This is a genomic window from Mycobacterium conspicuum (genome assembly GCF_010730195.1).
Lineage (GTDB): Bacteria > Actinomycetota > Actinomycetes > Mycobacteriales > Mycobacteriaceae > Mycobacterium > Mycobacterium conspicuum.
Map to the genome: position 1 here is coordinate 3,508,105 of NZ_AP022613.1, position 15,016 is coordinate 3,523,120.

The 15,016-nt window shown below is 66.5% G+C and carries 19 protein-coding genes and 1 pseudogene; 10 read left to right on the forward strand and 10 right to left on the reverse strand.

All coding sequences use genetic code 11. The features are described from left to right. Nucleotides 1–156 precede the first annotated feature (156 nt). Complete coding sequence (locus G6N66_RS16210) at nucleotides 157–438, forward strand: hypothetical protein (RefSeq protein WP_232079523.1); 282 nt, start codon at nucleotides 157–159, stop codon at nucleotides 436–438. 25 nt (nucleotides 439–463) lie between these two features. Here the strand turns inward: G6N66_RS16210 and G6N66_RS16215 are convergent. Both G6N66_RS16215 and G6N66_RS16220 read right to left on the reverse strand, forming a co-directional pair. After that, a pseudogene (locus G6N66_RS16215) lies at nucleotides 464–1,486 on the reverse strand (Hsp70 family protein); the annotation flags it as partial. A 37-nt stretch (nucleotides 1,487–1,523) separates the two neighbouring features. Then, nucleotides 1,524–2,621 carry an NAD(P)H-dependent amine dehydrogenase family protein gene (locus G6N66_RS16220; RefSeq protein ID WP_085231113.1) on the reverse strand — a complete coding sequence of 366 codons (1,098 nt, stop codon included), beginning with the start codon at nucleotides 2,619–2,621 and terminating at the stop codon, nucleotides 1,524–1,526. Between the two features lie 99 nt (nucleotides 2,622–2,720). On the opposite strand from G6N66_RS16220, the gene G6N66_RS16225 reads away from it, so the two are divergent. The 3 genes from G6N66_RS16225 (at nucleotide 2,721) to G6N66_RS16235 (ending at nucleotide 5,784) form a co-directional block, all read left to right on the forward strand. Next, nucleotides 2,721–3,068, forward strand: coding sequence for an MmpS family transport accessory protein (locus G6N66_RS16225; protein WP_085231114.1), 348 nt, complete (start codon nucleotides 2,721–2,723; stop codon nucleotides 3,066–3,068). Nucleotides 3,069–3,154: 86 nt separating this feature from the next. Further along, nucleotides 3,155–4,429 carry a cytochrome P450 gene (locus G6N66_RS16230; RefSeq protein WP_139825029.1) on the forward strand — a complete coding sequence of 425 codons (1,275 nt, stop codon included), beginning with the start codon at nucleotides 3,155–3,157 and terminating at the stop codon, nucleotides 4,427–4,429. Beyond that, nucleotides 4,426–5,784 carry a flavin monoamine oxidase family protein gene (locus tag G6N66_RS16235; protein WP_085231267.1) on the forward strand — a complete coding sequence of 453 codons (1,359 nt, stop codon included), beginning with the start codon at nucleotides 4,426–4,428 and terminating at the stop codon, nucleotides 5,782–5,784. The genes G6N66_RS16230 and G6N66_RS16235 overlap by 4 nt, the downstream gene beginning before the upstream one ends. Before the next feature lie 9 nt (nucleotides 5,785–5,793). Here the strand turns inward: G6N66_RS16235 and G6N66_RS16240 are convergent, their stop codons facing one another. Next, complete coding sequence (locus G6N66_RS16240) at nucleotides 5,794–6,456, reverse strand: haloacid dehalogenase type II (protein WP_085231266.1); 663 nt, start codon at nucleotides 6,454–6,456, stop codon at nucleotides 5,794–5,796. Between the two features lie 48 nt (nucleotides 6,457–6,504). Between G6N66_RS16240 and G6N66_RS16245 the strand changes: the two genes are divergently transcribed. Continuing rightward, nucleotides 6,505–6,903, forward strand: a complete 399-nt coding sequence (locus G6N66_RS16245) for a YidH family protein (protein WP_085231115.1) — start codon at nucleotides 6,505–6,507, stop codon at nucleotides 6,901–6,903. A 64-nt stretch (nucleotides 6,904–6,967) separates the two neighbouring features. On the opposite strand, the gene G6N66_RS16250 is transcribed toward G6N66_RS16245, so the two are convergent. Genes G6N66_RS16250 through G6N66_RS16265 form a run of 4 tightly spaced genes read right to left on the reverse strand, consistent with a single transcriptional unit; the run spans nucleotide 6,968 to nucleotide 10,046 of the window. Beyond that, entirely contained in the window at nucleotides 6,968–7,579 is a 612-nt protein-coding gene (locus G6N66_RS16250) for a class I SAM-dependent DNA methyltransferase (RefSeq protein WP_085231116.1), read from the reverse strand. Next, complete coding sequence (locus tag G6N66_RS16255) at nucleotides 7,563–8,978, reverse strand: serine/threonine-protein kinase (protein ID WP_085231117.1); 1,416 nt, start codon at nucleotides 8,976–8,978, stop codon at nucleotides 7,563–7,565. Before G6N66_RS16255 ends, G6N66_RS16250 begins: the two co-directional genes overlap by 17 nt. Nucleotides 8,979–8,983: 5 nt before the next feature. Beyond that, nucleotides 8,984–9,733 carry an Rv3717 family N-acetylmuramoyl-L-alanine amidase gene (locus G6N66_RS16260; protein ID WP_085231269.1) on the reverse strand — a complete coding sequence of 250 codons (750 nt, stop codon included), beginning with the start codon at nucleotides 9,731–9,733 and terminating at the stop codon, nucleotides 8,984–8,986. A gap of 25 nt (nucleotides 9,734–9,758) precedes the next feature. Continuing rightward, on the reverse strand, nucleotides 9,759–10,046 hold the full coding sequence (locus G6N66_RS16265) for a hypothetical protein (RefSeq protein WP_232079324.1): 288 nt from the start codon (nucleotides 10,044–10,046) through the stop codon (nucleotides 9,759–9,761). 69 nt (nucleotides 10,047–10,115) lie between these two features. On the opposite strand from G6N66_RS16265, the gene G6N66_RS16270 reads away from it, so the two are divergent. Beyond that, nucleotides 10,116–10,529, forward strand: coding sequence for a DUF6636 domain-containing protein (locus G6N66_RS16270; RefSeq protein WP_085231118.1), 414 nt, complete (start codon nucleotides 10,116–10,118; stop codon nucleotides 10,527–10,529). 9 nt (nucleotides 10,530–10,538) lie between these two features. On the opposite strand, the gene G6N66_RS16275 is transcribed toward G6N66_RS16270, so the two are convergent. Next, the gene (locus G6N66_RS16275; protein WP_085231119.1) at nucleotides 10,539–11,111 is read right to left on the reverse strand and encodes a TetR/AcrR family transcriptional regulator; all 573 of its coding nucleotides are present in this window, start codon (nucleotides 11,109–11,111) and stop codon (nucleotides 10,539–10,541) included. 76 nt (nucleotides 11,112–11,187) lie between these two features. Between G6N66_RS16275 and G6N66_RS16280 the strand changes: the two genes are divergently transcribed. The 3 genes from G6N66_RS16280 (at nucleotide 11,188) to G6N66_RS16290 (ending at nucleotide 12,515) form a co-directional block, all read left to right on the forward strand. After that, entirely contained in the window at nucleotides 11,188–11,586 is a 399-nt protein-coding gene (locus G6N66_RS16280; protein WP_085231120.1) for an ester cyclase, read from the forward strand. Then, nucleotides 11,583–12,053 (forward strand): DUF1772 domain-containing protein, encoded by a 471-nt coding sequence (locus G6N66_RS16285; RefSeq protein WP_085231121.1) that lies wholly within the window; start codon nucleotides 11,583–11,585, stop codon nucleotides 12,051–12,053. Before G6N66_RS16280 ends, G6N66_RS16285 begins: the two co-directional genes overlap by 4 nt. A gap of 138 nt (nucleotides 12,054–12,191) precedes the next feature. After that, nucleotides 12,192–12,515, forward strand: coding sequence for a DUF732 domain-containing protein (locus G6N66_RS16290; protein ID WP_085231122.1), 324 nt, complete (start codon nucleotides 12,192–12,194; stop codon nucleotides 12,513–12,515). Here G6N66_RS16290 and G6N66_RS16295 read toward each other — a convergent pair. After that, nucleotides 12,512–13,201 carry an esterase gene (locus G6N66_RS16295; protein ID WP_085231271.1) on the reverse strand — a complete coding sequence of 230 codons (690 nt, stop codon included), beginning with the start codon at nucleotides 13,199–13,201 and terminating at the stop codon, nucleotides 12,512–12,514. The genes G6N66_RS16290 and G6N66_RS16295 overlap by 4 nt on opposite strands. A gap of 108 nt (nucleotides 13,202–13,309) precedes the next feature. Between G6N66_RS16295 and G6N66_RS16300 the strand changes: the two genes are divergently transcribed. Continuing rightward, a complete protein-coding gene (locus G6N66_RS16300; protein ID WP_085231123.1) occupies nucleotides 13,310–14,515 on the forward strand; it encodes a hypothetical protein in 1,206 nt (401 codons plus the stop codon). On the opposite strand, the gene G6N66_RS16305 is transcribed toward G6N66_RS16300, so the two are convergent. Beyond that, nucleotides 14,516–15,007 carry an Rv2253/PknI dimerization domain-containing protein gene (locus G6N66_RS16305; RefSeq protein WP_085231124.1) on the reverse strand — a complete coding sequence of 164 codons (492 nt, stop codon included), beginning with the start codon at nucleotides 15,005–15,007 and terminating at the stop codon, nucleotides 14,516–14,518. Between the last annotated feature and the right edge of the window lie 9 nt (nucleotides 15,008–15,016).

Here is a 15,016-nt window from a genome sequence, read left to right on the forward strand (position 1 = left end):
CGGCTCATATCGCAACTCCACGAGGGGGACCAGAGCATGGGCGAGCAAGGCAACGACGAGGCCAAGCAAGTGACGGAACCAGACGGCGGCAATTCTCGGGAAACGCCGACCGAAAAGCCGGAACCGGACGAAGACGACAACGCGAAGGCCGCCGAAATGATGGAGGCCTATGAAGATCGGCCGACGCTGATACTGCCCGGCACGGGCGGGGCTGTCTCCGGAACCGCCGTGGGCAACTGGCTGGACGACGACGGCAACCCCAAATCCGCCACCGACGAGGACGCCCCGGCCGCCAAGGCCAACGCCGACAGGATCGACGATAAAGACATCGAAGAACAAGCGGCCAAGGACAAGGAATTCAACGAAGCCGTACTCAAGCACGCCAAAGAAAAGGCGGGCGAGCAGACGTCCGACGACGAGCAGGCCGTGGGCACATAGCTTTTCGACGAAGCTAGCCGGTGATCGCACCGACATCGGTTGTACCGCGCGCCGCGCGCAACGCGGCACCGACAGCGGCGGCGAGCTGCGGGCGCGGCGTCGTCACAACCGGGACCCCGAACCGCGCCGACAGTGTGGTGGTGACCATCGGCAGGCTCGCTCCCCCACCGACCGAAACCACCGCCGCGACGTCGGACTCGCGAATTCCGTTGCTCCGCAAGGTTGTTTCGAAGAATGCCATAAAGTTGGCGAGCGAATCGCTGATAGCGTCGAGCAGTTCGGCCCTGGTGACCTGGATATCGAGCAGCGTGGTCACCGTCCTCGCCGAGAGCCGCTCCTTGGCGATTCGGCATTCCGCTCGGAGCCGAGCCAGCCGCGGGACGCCCCGGAACCCACCCGTGGGCAGATTGGCCAGCACGGCCGTCAACATCGCCTGGTCGAGCAGGTCGCCAGAGAAGTCACGACATCGCGCGGTGGCGCCCATCGGCTGGTACTCGCCCGCGGCCTCGACCAACGTGATGCTGGTCCCGCCGCCCCCGAAGTCGCACACCGCGACAATTCCGCGCTCCGGGATGCCTGCGGCGGCGCGCACGGCGAACAGCGCCGCGGCGGCATCCGGGATGAGCGTCGGCGGCCGCGCACGGTTCGACCACTCCGACACCCCGCTCAACGCCGCGCCCAGCTCGTCGACCGCCCTGCGCGGCCAATGCGCGGGGTAGGCGATCACCATGCTGTCGGGCACGGGCCGCCCGCGGGCGGCGATGTAGGCCAGCGCGCGCAGCGCGTCGGCGGCCAACACCTCGCTGCGATGCACCGAGCCGTCGACGGCCTCGATGGCGACGGGGTCGCCCACCCGGTCGACGAAGCCGGTGATCACCACGCCGAGCTCGTCCAGCTTCGGATTTTCCGACGGCACGCCGACCTCGGGCGGACGGTGGCGATACAGCGTCAACACGGGCTTGCGGGTGATCGCCTGCTCGGCGGTTACCGCGGCCAGATTCGTGGATCCGATGGACAAGCCCAGCGCGGGCCCGGCCACGTCAGCCATGCGTCCCATCCCCCCGTCGGCGCAACCTAGACGCTGGTCAGCGGATGGTGCCCACCCCGGCAATCAGCGGCAGATCCAGCGGGGTCACCCAGCCGGGCGGCAGATCGTTGACCGCCGGGACCGCGTTCAAAGCCCGCATCCCGGTCGACAGGCATCCGGCCGTGGCCGCGTCGCGCCCGGAGCCGTCGGTGAACCGGAACGCCGTCTCCTGGAAGATGCTCGGCGTCCCCTCGATGTCCACTCGGTAGACGTCGTTGTCGTGGCCCCTCGGCCAGTCCGGGGCGGCGTCGAGTCCGATGCGGTTGACGTGCTCGAGCTGGATCCGCGTCTCACCCTGGTAGATGCCGTTGATGGTGAACCGGACCGCGGCGACATGACCGGGCTTGATCACGCCCCTGGCCGAGTTGCGCTCCGTGGGCGTCACCCACTTGTCCCAGGTGGTGGTGATCTCGTCGAGCATGATGCCGGCGGCGTGCGCGATCATCGGGACGGTGGCGCCCCACGCGAAGATCAGCATGTCGCGGTCTTCCAGCATCGGCTTGAATTCGGGCTCGCGGCCGATGCCCATCTCGAATTCGTAGTCACCCTCGTAGTTGGTGTAGTCCAGCAGCTCCGACGCGCGCACCCGCCGCACCTCGGAACACAGGCCCATCAGCGTCATCGGGAACAGGTCGTTGGCGAAGCCGGGGTCGATGCCGGTGGTGAAGCAGGACGACTGCCCCAGCTCGCAGGCCTCGGTGATGGGCTCGATCCAGTTCGGCGGATTGAGGTGCATGGTCGGCCAGACCCACGGCGTCATCGCCGTCGAGCACACGTCGATGCCGGCGCGCAGGAAGGCGGTGATCAGCTTGATGTTGTCCTTGGCGTGCATGGCCGTCGGTCCGTAATGCACCAGCGCATCGGGTTTCAGCGCGATCAGCGCCTCGACGTCGTCGGTGGCGGTGATGCCCACCGGCTCGCCGAGCCCGCAGATGTCGCCGACATCGCGGCCGACCTTGTTCGGGTTGCTGACGCCGACGCCCACCAACTCGAAGGCCGGATGTTTGACGATCTCCGCGATCACCATCCTGCCCACGAAGCCGGTGCCCCACACCACTACACGCTTTGCCGCGCGATTTGCTGACAATTCGCCCATGAATCAACCTTTCGCTCACCGCTCACCCTAAGCGCTGCTCGACCCCAAACGACCCGAAACCCTCGACGCGACATGCCTGTAGTGACACGATGAGGAACCATGACCAGTCGATGGGCTCTCGGCGGCGGCTCAGTCCTGTTCGCGGTGGCGGCCGGATTCGCGGCTACGTGCGGTGTGGCTAACGCGGACGCTTTCCCTCGGGTCCGCTACGAAGTGAGCGGTTCCGGCGTGGCGCAAGCCATCAACTACCAACTGGATACCGGTCAGAAGCACATCGTGAATGTGCCCCTGCCGTGGTCGACGGAATTCACCGCATTCGGCGGGCAGGTATACGTGCTCAGCGTGGAGGGCGACGGCCAGGTCTCCTGCAACATCGTGGTCGACGGCAACTCGGTGTTCAAGGCGACAGCGTCGGGGACCCCGGGGCGGGCGGTCTGTTCGCATTGAGTCGGAACTAGGAGGATCGCGTGGGCCTCGACATCAGCGACATCCGCAACAAAAGCGACAAGCGCGTCAAAGGCGTCAAGAAGGGCCTGAAGAAGCGCGTCAACGGCACGCCGCCGCCGGAGATTCCGCTTTCCGACATCCATCTTGAATCGCTTGACTTCTGGGCCCGCAACGACGACGTCCGCGACGGCACCTTCGCCACCTTGCGCCGCGAGGCCCCGATTTCGTTCTGGTCCCCGATCGAGTTCGAGGGCTTTGAGACCGGCAGCGGGTATTGGGCCTTGACCAAGTTGGACGACGTCCACTTCGCCAGCCGCCACCCGGACATTTTCAGTTCCGCCGGCGGCATCACCGTCAACGACCAAACCCCGGAACTGGCCGAGTATTTCGGCTCGATGATCGTGCTCGACGATCCGCGGCATCAGCGGCTGCGTTCGATCGTCAGCCGGGCGTTCACACCCAAAGTGGTTGCCCGCATTGAAGAGTCGGTGCGCGAGCGCGCTCGCCGCCTGGTCGCGGGGATGATCGCCAATCATCCCGACGGGCAAGCCGATGTGGTCAGCGAACTCGCCGGGCCGCTGCCGTTGCAGGTGATCTGCGACATGATGGGCATTCCCGAGGAGGACCACGAGCGAGTCTTCCACTGGACCAACGTGATCCTCGGGTTCGGCGACCCCGACCTGACGCTGGATTTCGAGGAATTCCTTCAGGTTTCGATGGACATCGGCGCCTACGCCAGCGCGCTGGCCGAGGATCGCCGGTCCAATCCGCACGACGATCTGACCACCAGCCTGGTGGAAGCCGAAGTCGACGGCGACCGGTTGACATCGCAGGAAATCGCGTCGTTCTTCATCCTGTTGGTGGTGGCCGGCAACGAGACCACCCGCAACGCGATCAGCCACGGCGTGCTGGCGTTGTCCCGCTATCCCGAGCAACGCGACAAATGGTGGTCGGACTTCGACGCCCTGGCGCCCACCGCCGTCGAGGAGATCGTGCGCTGGGCGTCGCCCGTGGTGTACATGCGCCGCACCCTGACCCAGGACTTCGAGCTCAGCGGCACCAAGATGGCCGCCGGCGACAAGGCGATCCTGTGGTACAACTCGGCCAACCGTGACGAGTCAAAGTTCGACAATCCGTGGGCGTTTGACGTCGCGCGCAACCCCAACCCGCACCTCGGCTTCGGCGGTGGCGGCGCGCATTTCTGTCTGGGCGCGAACCTGGCCCGTCGCGAGATCCGAGTGGTGTTCGACGAGTTGCACCGCGAAGTCCCGGACTTGGTCGCGACGGCGGAACCCGCGCGCCTGCTGTCGCAATTCATCCACGGCATCAAGAGCCTGCCGGTCGCGTGGACCGCTCGATGACCGACGCCGATGTCTGCGTGGTGGGTGCCGGTTTTGCGGGTTTGACCGCGGCGCTGCGCGTCAAGCAGGCGGGCCGGTCGGTGGCGTTACTCGAGGCCCGCGATCGGGTCGGCGGCCGCACCTTCACCGAGATGCGCGACGACGGATCGTGGATCGACCGCGGCGGCGCGTGGGTCGGGCCGACCCAGGACCGAATCCACGCGCTGATGGCCGAATTCGGCGTCAAGACCTTCAAGCAGTACCACGACGGCGAAGCGATGATGGTCGTCGACGGCAAGCAGTATCGCTACTCGGGCACGGTCCCGTGGACCATGAGCCCGTGGGCGTCGCTGAACCTCGGCGCGGGCTTCTACGGACTGAGCCAGTTGTGCAAGTCGATTCCGCTCGAGGCCCCCTGGGAGGCTAAGAAGGCGGCCAAGTGGGATCGCATGACGTTGGCCGAATGGCTGGACAGGAACGTCAAATCCAAAGCGGCGCACGACTTACTCGATACCGCGGTCTCCGGCTGCTACACGTCCGCCGCCTCCGAGGTGTCGATGCTGTTCGTGCTGTATCAGATGGCGTCCGGCGGCGGGCCCGGATTCGTGTTGGGCGGCAAGGACGCATCCCAGGACTCCCGGGTCATCGGCGGCATGGGTGCGATCTACCGGCCCGTCGCCGCCGAGCTGGGCGACGCGCTGCGGCTGTCGCAGCCGGTCCGGTCCATCACCCAGGACGCCGAGGGTGTCACCGTCCGCTCGGAGAATGACAGCGTGCGGGCCAGGCGGGTGATCGTCGCGGTACCGTTGGCGATCGCCAGCCAAATCACCTACGAGCCAATGCTTCCCGCCGATCGGTCGTTTCTGCACCAGCGGATGCCGAGTGGCGCGATCGTGAAGATTTCGATCGTCTACGACGAGCCGTTCTGGCGGGCCGACGGTCTGTGCGGTCAGTCCGCCGCACCCGGAACCGCGGCGCCGGTGACCATCGACGCCTGCACCGACACCGGCACACCGGGGATTTTGTGCGTGGTCAGCGAGGGTCCCATTGCGCGCCAGCACTCGCGGTTGGGCGAAACCGAGCGCCGCCAAACGGTTCTCGACACCCTGGCCCAGCGGTTCGGCGCCAAGGCCGGCAAACCCGTGGACTACCACGAGCAGGACTGGAGCGCCGAGCGCTACTCCGGCGGCGGCATGTTGAGCCATGCGCCCCCCGGGGTGCTCACCGAGTTCGGCCACGCACTGCGCGAGCCGTGCGGCCGCATCCACTGGGCCGGCACCGAAACGTCGCCGAAAATGTGCGGCTGGATCGACGGGGCGATCCGCTCCGGTGAACGCGCCGCCAACGAGGTGCTGTCCTCCGCCGAGCAGGCGTGAAAGTCCTTGTCAGCAACCCAGTTGCTGTGCCAGATCGAGGAAGTCAGCGGCGTTGATGTCGAACTCGTCCGAGTAGTGCACGTCGACATCGCCGCCCGCCCCGAATTCCAAGGGCCGGGCCACGAAAGCGGTGTGAAAACCGAGCCGGGCGGCGGCCCGGAGGTCGTACTTGTGGGCGGCGACCATCATGATGTCGGTGCCGTCCAGACCGAGGTAGGTCGCGGCCATGCGATAGATGGCCGGGTCGGGCTTGAACACCCCGGCCATTTCCGCGGCGAAGATTGTGTCCCAGGGCAAGCCCGCTCGCTTGGAGATGTTGACCACCGCGGCGACATCGGCATTCGAAAGGGTGGCCAGTGTGAACCGGCTTTTCAGCCGGGTCAGGCCGGCCACCACGTCCGGCCACGGCGTCAGGCGTTGCCACGCCAGCGTGAGCTCCTCGCGCTCGGCGTCGGTGAACCCCGTGATGTCGCATTCATCCAGCACGGTGTCCAATGCGTCGCGGTAAACCGAGTGCACCGAAACCCAGCCCTGGTGGGTGGTCTGCGCAGCCTCCAGCGCGGCGAAGTAGCTTGCCCGCCAACGCCGCACCATGTCGGGCCAATCGACGCCCGGGTGGCGACCGGCGCTGATCCGCTGCGCCTCGCCGCAGACGGTCGAGTGAAAATCCATCGCCGTGCCTTGCACGTCGAACAACAGCGCCTTGACCACACACTCATCATGCCGTCAATTAAGATCTGCGACGTGTCCGCCGGCGACCAAGAATCCGACAGCCCGGCCGAGACCGAGCCCGACTACCGCTTCACCCTGGCCAACGAACGGACCTTTCTGGCCTGGCAGCGCACCTCGCTCGGGCTGCTCGCCGCCGCCGTCGCGCTGGTACAAATCGTCCCGGAGCTGGGGATCCCCGGCGCGCGGCGGGCGCTCGGCGTCCTGCTCGCGGCGCTGGCAATTCTCACCAGCGGGATGGGATCGCTGCGCTGGCAACGGGCCGATCGCGCCATGCGACGCGGCCTCCCGCTGCCACGCCAGCCCTCACCGGCTTACCTGGGTGTGGGTCTGATCCTGGTCGGTGTTATCGCGCTCGGGCTGGTCGTCGCGCAGGTAATCAGGGGGTGAACGACCCTGCGGCGGCGGGCATTTGGCCGAAGGGCGGGCGGCACCAGAGCGCCGCTACGCGGCCTCACACCGTCGTCTGTGCCAGCCAGATCGTGCGCAGGCCGCAGCTGGGATCCTCCACGACATGCGTCACCACGTTGAAGCCGGCGTCGTGCAGCAGCGCGCGATATTCGGCGCCGTCCAGGCTCGCGTGATACAGCGGCTCGCCCCGGTAGCTGCCCACCGCCTCGCCGGCCGACGGGCCGCTGGTGAACATCAGCGCGGCGCCGGCCGCCGCGTGGCGCTTGAAGATCGCGAACATCTGGCGTTGATCGGACTGCGACAGGTGAAAGAAGCTGTCCCAGGCGATGATTCCGTCGAAGCCGCGGTCCAGTCGCAGCGTTCGCATGTCCGCGACGAGCCATTCGTTCGCGGGGAAGCGCTGCTCGCACATGGCGATCATGGCGCTCGCGCCGTCCACGCCAGTCACCCGGCAGCGGCGTTCGATGAGGTAGCGGGCGATCGGCACGCCGCATCCACAGCCGAGGTCGAGCACCGTCGGGTCGCGCGGAAGCAGTTCCAGAAACCGATCCAGCCATGCCCGCTCGAAAAGGTCTTCGCCGCGATCACGCGACCAGGCGGCGGCGTGGCGTTGGTAGAGGTCGATGACGCTGCCGGCGCTACCAGAGGTAGACAACCGCGTCCTTGCCGCCGGTGCACTTGATCCAGGGGTTGGCACCGTCGCCGGCGCAGTGCATGAGGAAGTTGGCGGTATTGCGCGGATCGCAGATGGCGCCCGGCACGGTATCGCAGGGCACCGCTCCTTGCGCCGACACCGAGCGCTGCATGGTGCTGGCGTTGCCGTAGGTGTTCCAGTACGCCAGCATCACCGAGTTGGCGAAAAAGCACGACGTCCCTGCCGATCCGCGTCCGGCGTGCGTCCCGTACCCGGTTCCGCTCGCGACCTGGAAGCCCTGGTCGCACACGGTGTGGCTGATGCTTTGATCCGGACCGGTCACCAACGGCGCCGGTCCGACTGGGGCGCTCATCGACGGTCTCATCGAGGTGGTCGGGGCCGGCCCGGGGCCATGGATGTTCAGCTTGGCCAGCAGCGCGATCACGACGCCGATCGCGCCCAGAACCAACGCCGCCGACACGGCGATGACGGTCGGCACGAGCCAACGCGCGCGATCGCGCGGACGTTCGGGCGGCTTCGGGGTCTGGGGCACCCATGCCCTTTCCGTCGACTCGACCGAGGTGGTACCGACACCTTTCAGCGCGCGGTTGGCGGCTCGCCCCAACGCGCCCGCACTGCCATACCGATCGTCGGGTTCCTTGGCCATGCCACGGGCGATGACGTCGTCGAAGGAAGCCGGAACATCCGGGTTCGTCAGACTCGGCTGCGGCGGCGGGTAGGCCAGATGGGCCGCGATTACCGCCTCCGGGGTATCGACTTGAAACGGCATCTGGCCCGTAAGCGCTTCGTAGAGAACACATGTCAGGGCATAGACGTCGATCGCGGGCGTGATCTCCTGGCCCCCGAATCGCTCGGGCGCCATGTAGGCAAAGGAACCGACTTGAGCGCCGGCCGCCGTGAGGCGGGTATCGCCAATCGCCTCGGCGATGCCGAAATCCACCAGGTACGCGAAATCGGCCGGCGTGACAATGATGTTCTGCGGCTTGACATCACGATGGATCAAACCCTCGGCGTGCGCCGCGTCCAACGCGGCGGCGATCTGCGCGATGATGGCCACCGCCCGCGACGGATCCAGCGGCGCGGTGTCGATCATGGTCTGCAGGTCGGTGCCGCGGACCAGTCGCATGTCGATGAACAGGCAGCCGTCGATCTCGCCGTAGCCGTGAATCGGGATGACATGCGGCTCTTGCAACTTGGCGGCGGCGTGGGACTCCCGCTCGAACCGGATCCGGTATTGCCGATCGTCGGCGAACTGGCTCTTGATGATCTTCAGGGCGACGGTTCGGCCGATTTCGTTGTCGTGCGCCTCGTAGACTTCGCCCATGCCCCCGCTGCCGAGCACGCCGGTGATCGTGTACTTGCCGAATGTCGTTCCGACACGGGACTCTTCCGCGGACATGGTCGCTACCCGGCCGGCGCTTTGCCATTTAGGAATGCCACGATCCCGTTCGTGACGGCCACGGCATACCTTGCCCGGCCGTCGGCGCTTTCCATCTGCGCGGCCTCCTCGGCGTTTCTCATGTTCCCGAGTTCGACCAGAACCGCCGGGTATTCAGCCAAATTCAGGCCGGCGAGGTCGGCTCGGCCGTACAGTCCGTCGGACCCGAGATAGGTGGACGGCTGATAGCCGGCGGCAACCAGGGCGTCGCGTATCGCGTGGGCAAGCCGCAGCGCCGGGCCCGACTGGACGTCGTTCAACGGCGGGCTGGAGTAGTTCACGTGGAATCCGCGGCCCGATGGGGGTCCGCCGTCGGCGTGGATGCTGACGATCGCATCCGGGTGCATCGCGTTGGCCGCCGCCGCGCGTTCGTCGACGCAGGGTCCAACGGAGCTGTCGTTGCCGCGGGACAACTGCGTGCGAACGCCCAGTTGATCGAGCTGGGCCTGGATCAATCCGACCACGGCCCAATTGAATGCGTGCTCGGGATAGCCGTCATTGGTGGCGGCCCCGGACGTCTGGCATTCTTTGGTGCCGCCGCGGCCGTTGTTGACCTGCCGGCTGATCGACGCATCGTTGACGGCGTTGTGGCCGGGGTCGAGGAAGACGGCCGCGCCGGCGACGCTTGCCGCGGCCCGCGGTGCCTCGAATGTCGCGGCGACGCCGAGCGCCGCCGGCGCGACGCCGGCAAACTTCAGAACATCGCGCCTCGACACATCGCTCACCGCGCGATGGTAGCAATCAGCGGTAGCGCCGACTCGGGAAAAGGTAGTGCATGAGCTCGGCGCCTTCGGTGCCGTAGATCCCGCGGTCGTCGCCGCGCATGACCCAGTTGTGCTGCCGATCGGCACGCGCGACAAGAGCGGCGCGGCGACGCGCCTCGGCGGCCCGCCGTTCGTCGTGGTGGCGCACGACGGCCCGCGCGATGAAGAAGGCGACAACCAGTGCGACCGCCGCGAGGATCCACCAGATGAACTTGATGATGATCGCGATCAGCAGCAGCAACCCGAATAGCCCACCGAACCTCATGGCTGGCAAGATACGCAGCCCCTCTGACAAAATCCGCCGGGGCGGCGGCGTCGGCGCTACGCTCAGCAAATGAGAATCGGGCTCACAGTGCTGGCGACGGCCGCGGCAGCAATCATGCTGGCAGCACCGGCGCAGGCGGATAGCGAATCGTTTCAATCCCCGTCGGGCAATATCGCGTGCATGTTGGGCGCCGATGGGGTCGCCTGCGATATCAGCGACTACACCTATCAGCCACCGCCGCCGCCGGCGTGCGCACAACACATTGCCTGGGGCAATCGGTTCGTGCTGGAACCGGGCAAGCCTGCCGCCATCCACTGCCACGGGGATACGCTGCGCCTCCCGGGCGAGCCGACGCTCGATTACGGTCAGACCGCATCCGCGGGAACGCTGTCCTGCGTCAGCGAGGCCTCGGGCATGCGATGCGCGGATAGCGGCAGCGGGCACTATTTCCGGGTGTCCCGTGACTCGTATGACCTTGACTGACAACGTCTTTCAGCCGCAGAACCGCGCGACGAGCAGATCGACGCGCTCGCGCTCGTAGTCCGAACGTAGCCGGGCGCCGCGGCCCAGGGTGGCCAGCCCGTGCAGCGCGGCCCAGAACACCTCGGTCAGGGAATCCGCGTCCGCGTCCTCGACGACCGCGGACACCGCCTGGCGCAGCGCGTCGAAGGCGGTCACCAACGCGGCTGGGGTGTCGTCGGCCGCGAAACGCAACGTGGTGCGCCCCGTGAACATCGCGTCGTAGACGGCGGGGTTGTCCCGGGCGAAGTCGAGGTAGGCGTGCGCGAGCCGGGTCAGCGCAGCGGCGGGGGTGGCGGCGTCGGCTCGCGCGGCGTGTAGCCGGCGGGCCAGCTCGTCGAAGCCGTCGAGCGCGACGGCGGCGGCGACCTGGTCCATGCCCGAAAAGTGTTTGTAGAGAACCGGTTGGCTGTATTCGATCTCGCTGGACAGCCGCCGGGTGGTGACGGCGTCCCAACCCTCGGTCTCGGCGAGCCGGCGAGCGGTGTCGACGATCAGCCGATGCCGCGCGGCGCGCTCGCGGGTACGACGGTCTTCGGTGGCCATGCCCAGTATGGTAGCACCGCTAGGAACACTAGCGACGCTATTGACGCCTGGTCGGGCAGGGGTTAGCGTTGCTAGCATGACTGACACCAGCCGGCACCTCGCCGAGACGTACCTGAGAATGCTCAACGACCACGATCCGGACCTCGTCGATCGCTTCGTGGCCCGCGACTACCGCAATCACAACGCGTACGTCGACGACGGGCGGGAGGCCAACCGGCAGTTCTGGACCGGGTTCTTTGCGGCATTTCCGGATCTGACGGCGACCATGGAGGATCTGGTCGTCTCGGGCGATCGAGTGGTCGGGCGCTTCGTGTACCGGGGTACGCATCGCGGCGATTTCATGGGAATTCCCGCCACCGGGCGCCGCGTCGAGATGCGCTCCATTGACATCTGGCGGGTCGCCGACGACGTGTTCGTCGAACACTGGGATGAGCTGAACACGATGGAGTTCTTTCAGCAGCTCGGTGCGGCATGATCGAGCTCGCCAAAGCCGCCGCGCTTTTCGCGGTCCTGGGCACCGCCGTGGTCTTTGGCACCGACGTGTTCTGCGCGCTCGTGCAACGACCGGCACTGGCGTTCGTCGACGACGGGGCGCTGGTGGCCGTGATGGGCCACGTGCATCGCTATGGTGATCGCCGCATGCCGATTCCGGGCGTGCTCGGGCTGCTCGCCGCGGCGGCCAGCGCCGCACTCGCCGCCGCGGCCGGCCGCTGGACGGTGGCCACCCTTGCGGGCACCGCGCTGGCGTTGTTGCTGGTTTGGCTCACGCTGTATTTAACGGTGAGCGCACCCATCAATCGGCAGCTCACCGCCGCCGCGCGAGACCGCGTGGTACCCGCGAATGCGCGTGTCCTGCAAGCTAATTGGGATCGTGTGATCACTGCGCGTGCGGCGCTGCAGGGCTTGGCGGTTTGCGCGCTATGCGTCGCGCTGATCGCCTGAGCCCACAGTTGTCGCTGGTTATAGTGCCCTAAGGACGTAATGTCGCCGCCGTCGACATTTAGTCGGCGGCTAACTCCGCGTTCACTTCGAGCGATTAACCAGAGCACCGGCAGTTCATTTCAGTGGGGGGATCTGAAGATGAGGAAGCGCCTATTCATAGCTATCGCCGTCGCCTTGGTTGGCCCGCTGGGAGCGGTGTCGACGGCTCATGCCGACAGCAACGACACCAAGTTCCTGGCGGCCATGAAGTCGGAGGGCATCACCGACCATGTGTCGGCTCAACACGCAATCGAGGCCGGTCATAGCGTCTGCCAAAAACTCGATGGCGGTGAGACGCCCACGCAGGTGGCCAGTGACGTGTTGAACAGCAGTTCCATGCCGGCCTACCAAGCCGGTTACTTCGTCGGCGCGAGCATCGACGCCTACTGCTCGCAGTACGCGGCCAAGGCCGGCGGCCACTAAGCCAGCATGGCGGCAAGCTCGGCGCGTGGTACCGGGACCTCGAATTCACCGTCGGCGTGCGAAAGCAGTTGTCCCTGGCCGAAATAGAAGGTCACCGCGTCGTCGGTGATGGCGAAATTTTGGTAGTTGCTGACGTCGAGCCCGCCGTTCAGCGTCGGCGGTGTTGCTGAGCCCGAACGCTTTTGGGCCGCGCGCTGGACCGCCGGATACACGACGTCCAGCGGATTGGTGCCCGGCTTGAACAGGGTGTCGAAGGTGATCGGGGCGCGCTTGGTCAGGTCGTAGTTGAACGCCTTGAACCAGCTGACCGGGTGGGGTTCGGCGTCCTGGCCCATCCGCAGCACCAGGCTCTGCGTGCCGGCCGATCGGTAGGTTTCCCCCTGCGCTATCAGTTGATACGGCGCGCCCCAATCGCGCGCAGCGGGCAACTGGGCGAACTTGACGAAGTCGTCGCGCGTCTGCATCAGATAGTCGGCCACCGGCTGTTGGTCGGGGTAGTCGACCGGAAAGCCGAAGTCGATCTTGTAGGTGGCGGTAGCGCTGCGCACGTGGCAAGTCTGGCCGGGGTCGACCGTTCCGCCGAGTTGGTCGCACGCCGACTGGGCTGCGGAGGTCCCGGTGGCAAACCAGCTGACCAGCGCGCTGGCCGTGATCGCTGCTAGGCCGATCCTGCATCGGTCTCGCATCAGCTTCACCTCGAGTCCTAGGGTCGGCATTTCCGGCAAACAAAAGACAGCACACCAAACCTGCCTCATTCTTATTCCAGTTGCGTCCAAATGGCAGGAGATTCAGCGATGAAGTCCACCCTTTTGATCGCCTTCACCGCAACCGTGGGCATCGTCGCCTCGGGCGTGACGGGGTGCGCATCGAAGCAGACGGCCAGCACGGGTGCGTCGACGACGCCGACCGCGTCCTTGGTTGCGCCCGGCGCATGGCAAACGCAGGACCTGAGCGCGCTGACCAACGCTCCGGCGGCTGCCCTCGGCGGCATCGCCGGCTACATCTCCCAGCCCGACAACACTCAGCACGTGCTCTACGCCAACACGGCGGGTCACATCGTGGACCTGTCGCGGGACGGCATCGGCTGGCACTTCAAGGATCTCAGCGCGGCCGCCTCCGCTCCGCTCTCGAGGTTGGACGTCGCGGGATACGCGTTCCAGCGCGCCCAACACGCGGTTTATCTCAGCACCGAACATCACATCGAAGACCTGTGGTGGGATCAAAGCGGCACCCATGTGGAGGATCTGACCGCACTGACCGGTTCCCCGCTGTCGAGCGACGCGATCACCGGGTACGGCTTTGAGGGTCAGGGCACCCAGCACGTGTTCTATCGCGGTTGGCCCGACGATCAGCTCCACGAACTGTGGTGGGATGCAAAGGGCTGGCACTATAACGATCTGGCCGCGGTCACCGGTTCGGTCATGGTGGACCTCGGTAGCCACCCGGAGGGCTACGTGTTCCAGGGCACCCAGCACGTGTTCTACCGGGATGAGGGTGCCGGACATATGCACGAACTGTCGTCGGACGCCAACGGCTGGCACAACAACGACCTGACCGCAGCGACCGGCGCCCCGCCGTCGATCGGCGGGTTCTTCTCCGCTTACCCGTTCGCGGCGCAGGGCACCCAGCACGTGATCTACAAGAGCTATCCCCTGGAGGGCACCCACCTGCGGGAGTTGTGGTCGGATCACTCCGGTTGGCACACGGACGATTTGACCGCGGCGACCGGGGTCGCGGGCTCGCCGTGGTCAGTGTCGGGATATGCCTTTGAAGCCCAGGGCACCCAGCATGTGATCGTGGACGACAACAAATTCGACGAGCTGTGGTGGGACCGCAACGGCTGGCACCTGGATGATTTGACCGCCGCCACCGGTGCGCCGGTCTCGGGCGGCAACGGACCGATCGGCTATGTGGTGGACGGCACGCAGCATGTCATGTACGCCGGCCGCAACGACAAGCACATCCACGAGTTATGGTGGGGCCCCAAGGCTTCGGGCTAGTTAGCCGAGCTTTTCCAGGCGGAACGGCATGGTGATCACCAGCGCCTTGTTCACCCCGCAGGCACCGCTGTCCCCGACCGTCTTATCGAAACCGGCGAGGACCGTCGAATCCCAAGAGATCCAACCCCTTTCGTCCACCGGGTAAAACCGGTAGATCTGGTGTCCGGTGCGGGCGGAGCCGTCCGGGCAGGGCTGCCAATTGGGAATGTCGCGCTTGACGACCCACTCGCTGCCGTGAATGCTCGTGTCCGCGCTCCAGCCTTGATCACTGGTGACCCACCCGGTGCATTCGACCGGCGTGCTACAGGTGGTGTTGATCGTCCAGGTGCTGCGGACGCTGGCTTCGTCGTGGTAGATCTCGTTGGTTTGCGCCCACTGACCGTTTGACAGCGCGGCGTAGGTCCCGTTGAGTCCCCACTCGCCGGACGCGTCCGCCGGCGGTGCGCCGACGGCGAGGATCCCCACCAAGATCCCGCTCGCGACCGCCGCCATCCGCCTCAC

Coding starts and splice junctions, on each gene's coding strand:
- G6N66_RS16210 (WP_232079523.1), top strand. CDS start 157: ATGATGGAGGCCTATGAAGATCGGCCGACGCTGATACTGCCCGGCACG.
- G6N66_RS16220 (WP_085231113.1), bottom strand. CDS start 2,621: ATGGGCGAATTGTCAGCAAATCGCGCGGCAAAGCGTGTAGTGGTGTGG.
- G6N66_RS16225 (WP_085231114.1), top strand. CDS start 2,721: ATGACCAGTCGATGGGCTCTCGGCGGCGGCTCAGTCCTGTTCGCGGTG.
- G6N66_RS16235 (WP_085231267.1), top strand. CDS start 4,426: ATGACCGACGCCGATGTCTGCGTGGTGGGTGCCGGTTTTGCGGGTTTG.
- G6N66_RS16240 (WP_085231266.1), bottom strand. CDS start 6,456: ATGGATTTTCACTCGACCGTCTGCGGCGAGGCGCAGCGGATCAGCGCC.
- G6N66_RS16245 (WP_085231115.1), top strand. CDS start 6,505: ATGCCGTCAATTAAGATCTGCGACGTGTCCGCCGGCGACCAAGAATCC.
- G6N66_RS16255 (WP_085231117.1), bottom strand. CDS start 8,978: ATGTCCGCGGAAGAGTCCCGTGTCGGAACGACATTCGGCAAGTACACG.
- G6N66_RS16265 (WP_232079324.1), bottom strand. CDS start 10,046: ATGAGGTTCGGTGGGCTATTCGGGTTGCTGCTGCTGATCGCGATCATC.
- G6N66_RS16270 (WP_085231118.1), top strand. CDS start 10,116: ATGAGAATCGGGCTCACAGTGCTGGCGACGGCCGCGGCAGCAATCATG.
- G6N66_RS16275 (WP_085231119.1), bottom strand. CDS start 11,111: ATGGCCACCGAAGACCGTCGTACCCGCGAGCGCGCCGCGCGGCATCGG.
- G6N66_RS16280 (WP_085231120.1), top strand. CDS start 11,188: ATGACTGACACCAGCCGGCACCTCGCCGAGACGTACCTGAGAATGCTC.
- G6N66_RS16285 (WP_085231121.1), top strand. CDS start 11,583: ATGATCGAGCTCGCCAAAGCCGCCGCGCTTTTCGCGGTCCTGGGCACC.
- G6N66_RS16290 (WP_085231122.1), top strand. CDS start 12,192: ATGAGGAAGCGCCTATTCATAGCTATCGCCGTCGCCTTGGTTGGCCCG.
- G6N66_RS16295 (WP_085231271.1), bottom strand. CDS start 13,201: ATGCGAGACCGATGCAGGATCGGCCTAGCAGCGATCACGGCCAGCGCG.
- G6N66_RS16300 (WP_085231123.1), top strand. CDS start 13,310: ATGAAGTCCACCCTTTTGATCGCCTTCACCGCAACCGTGGGCATCGTC.
- G6N66_RS16305 (WP_085231124.1), bottom strand. CDS start 15,007: ATGGCGGCGGTCGCGAGCGGGATCTTGGTGGGGATCCTCGCCGTCGGC.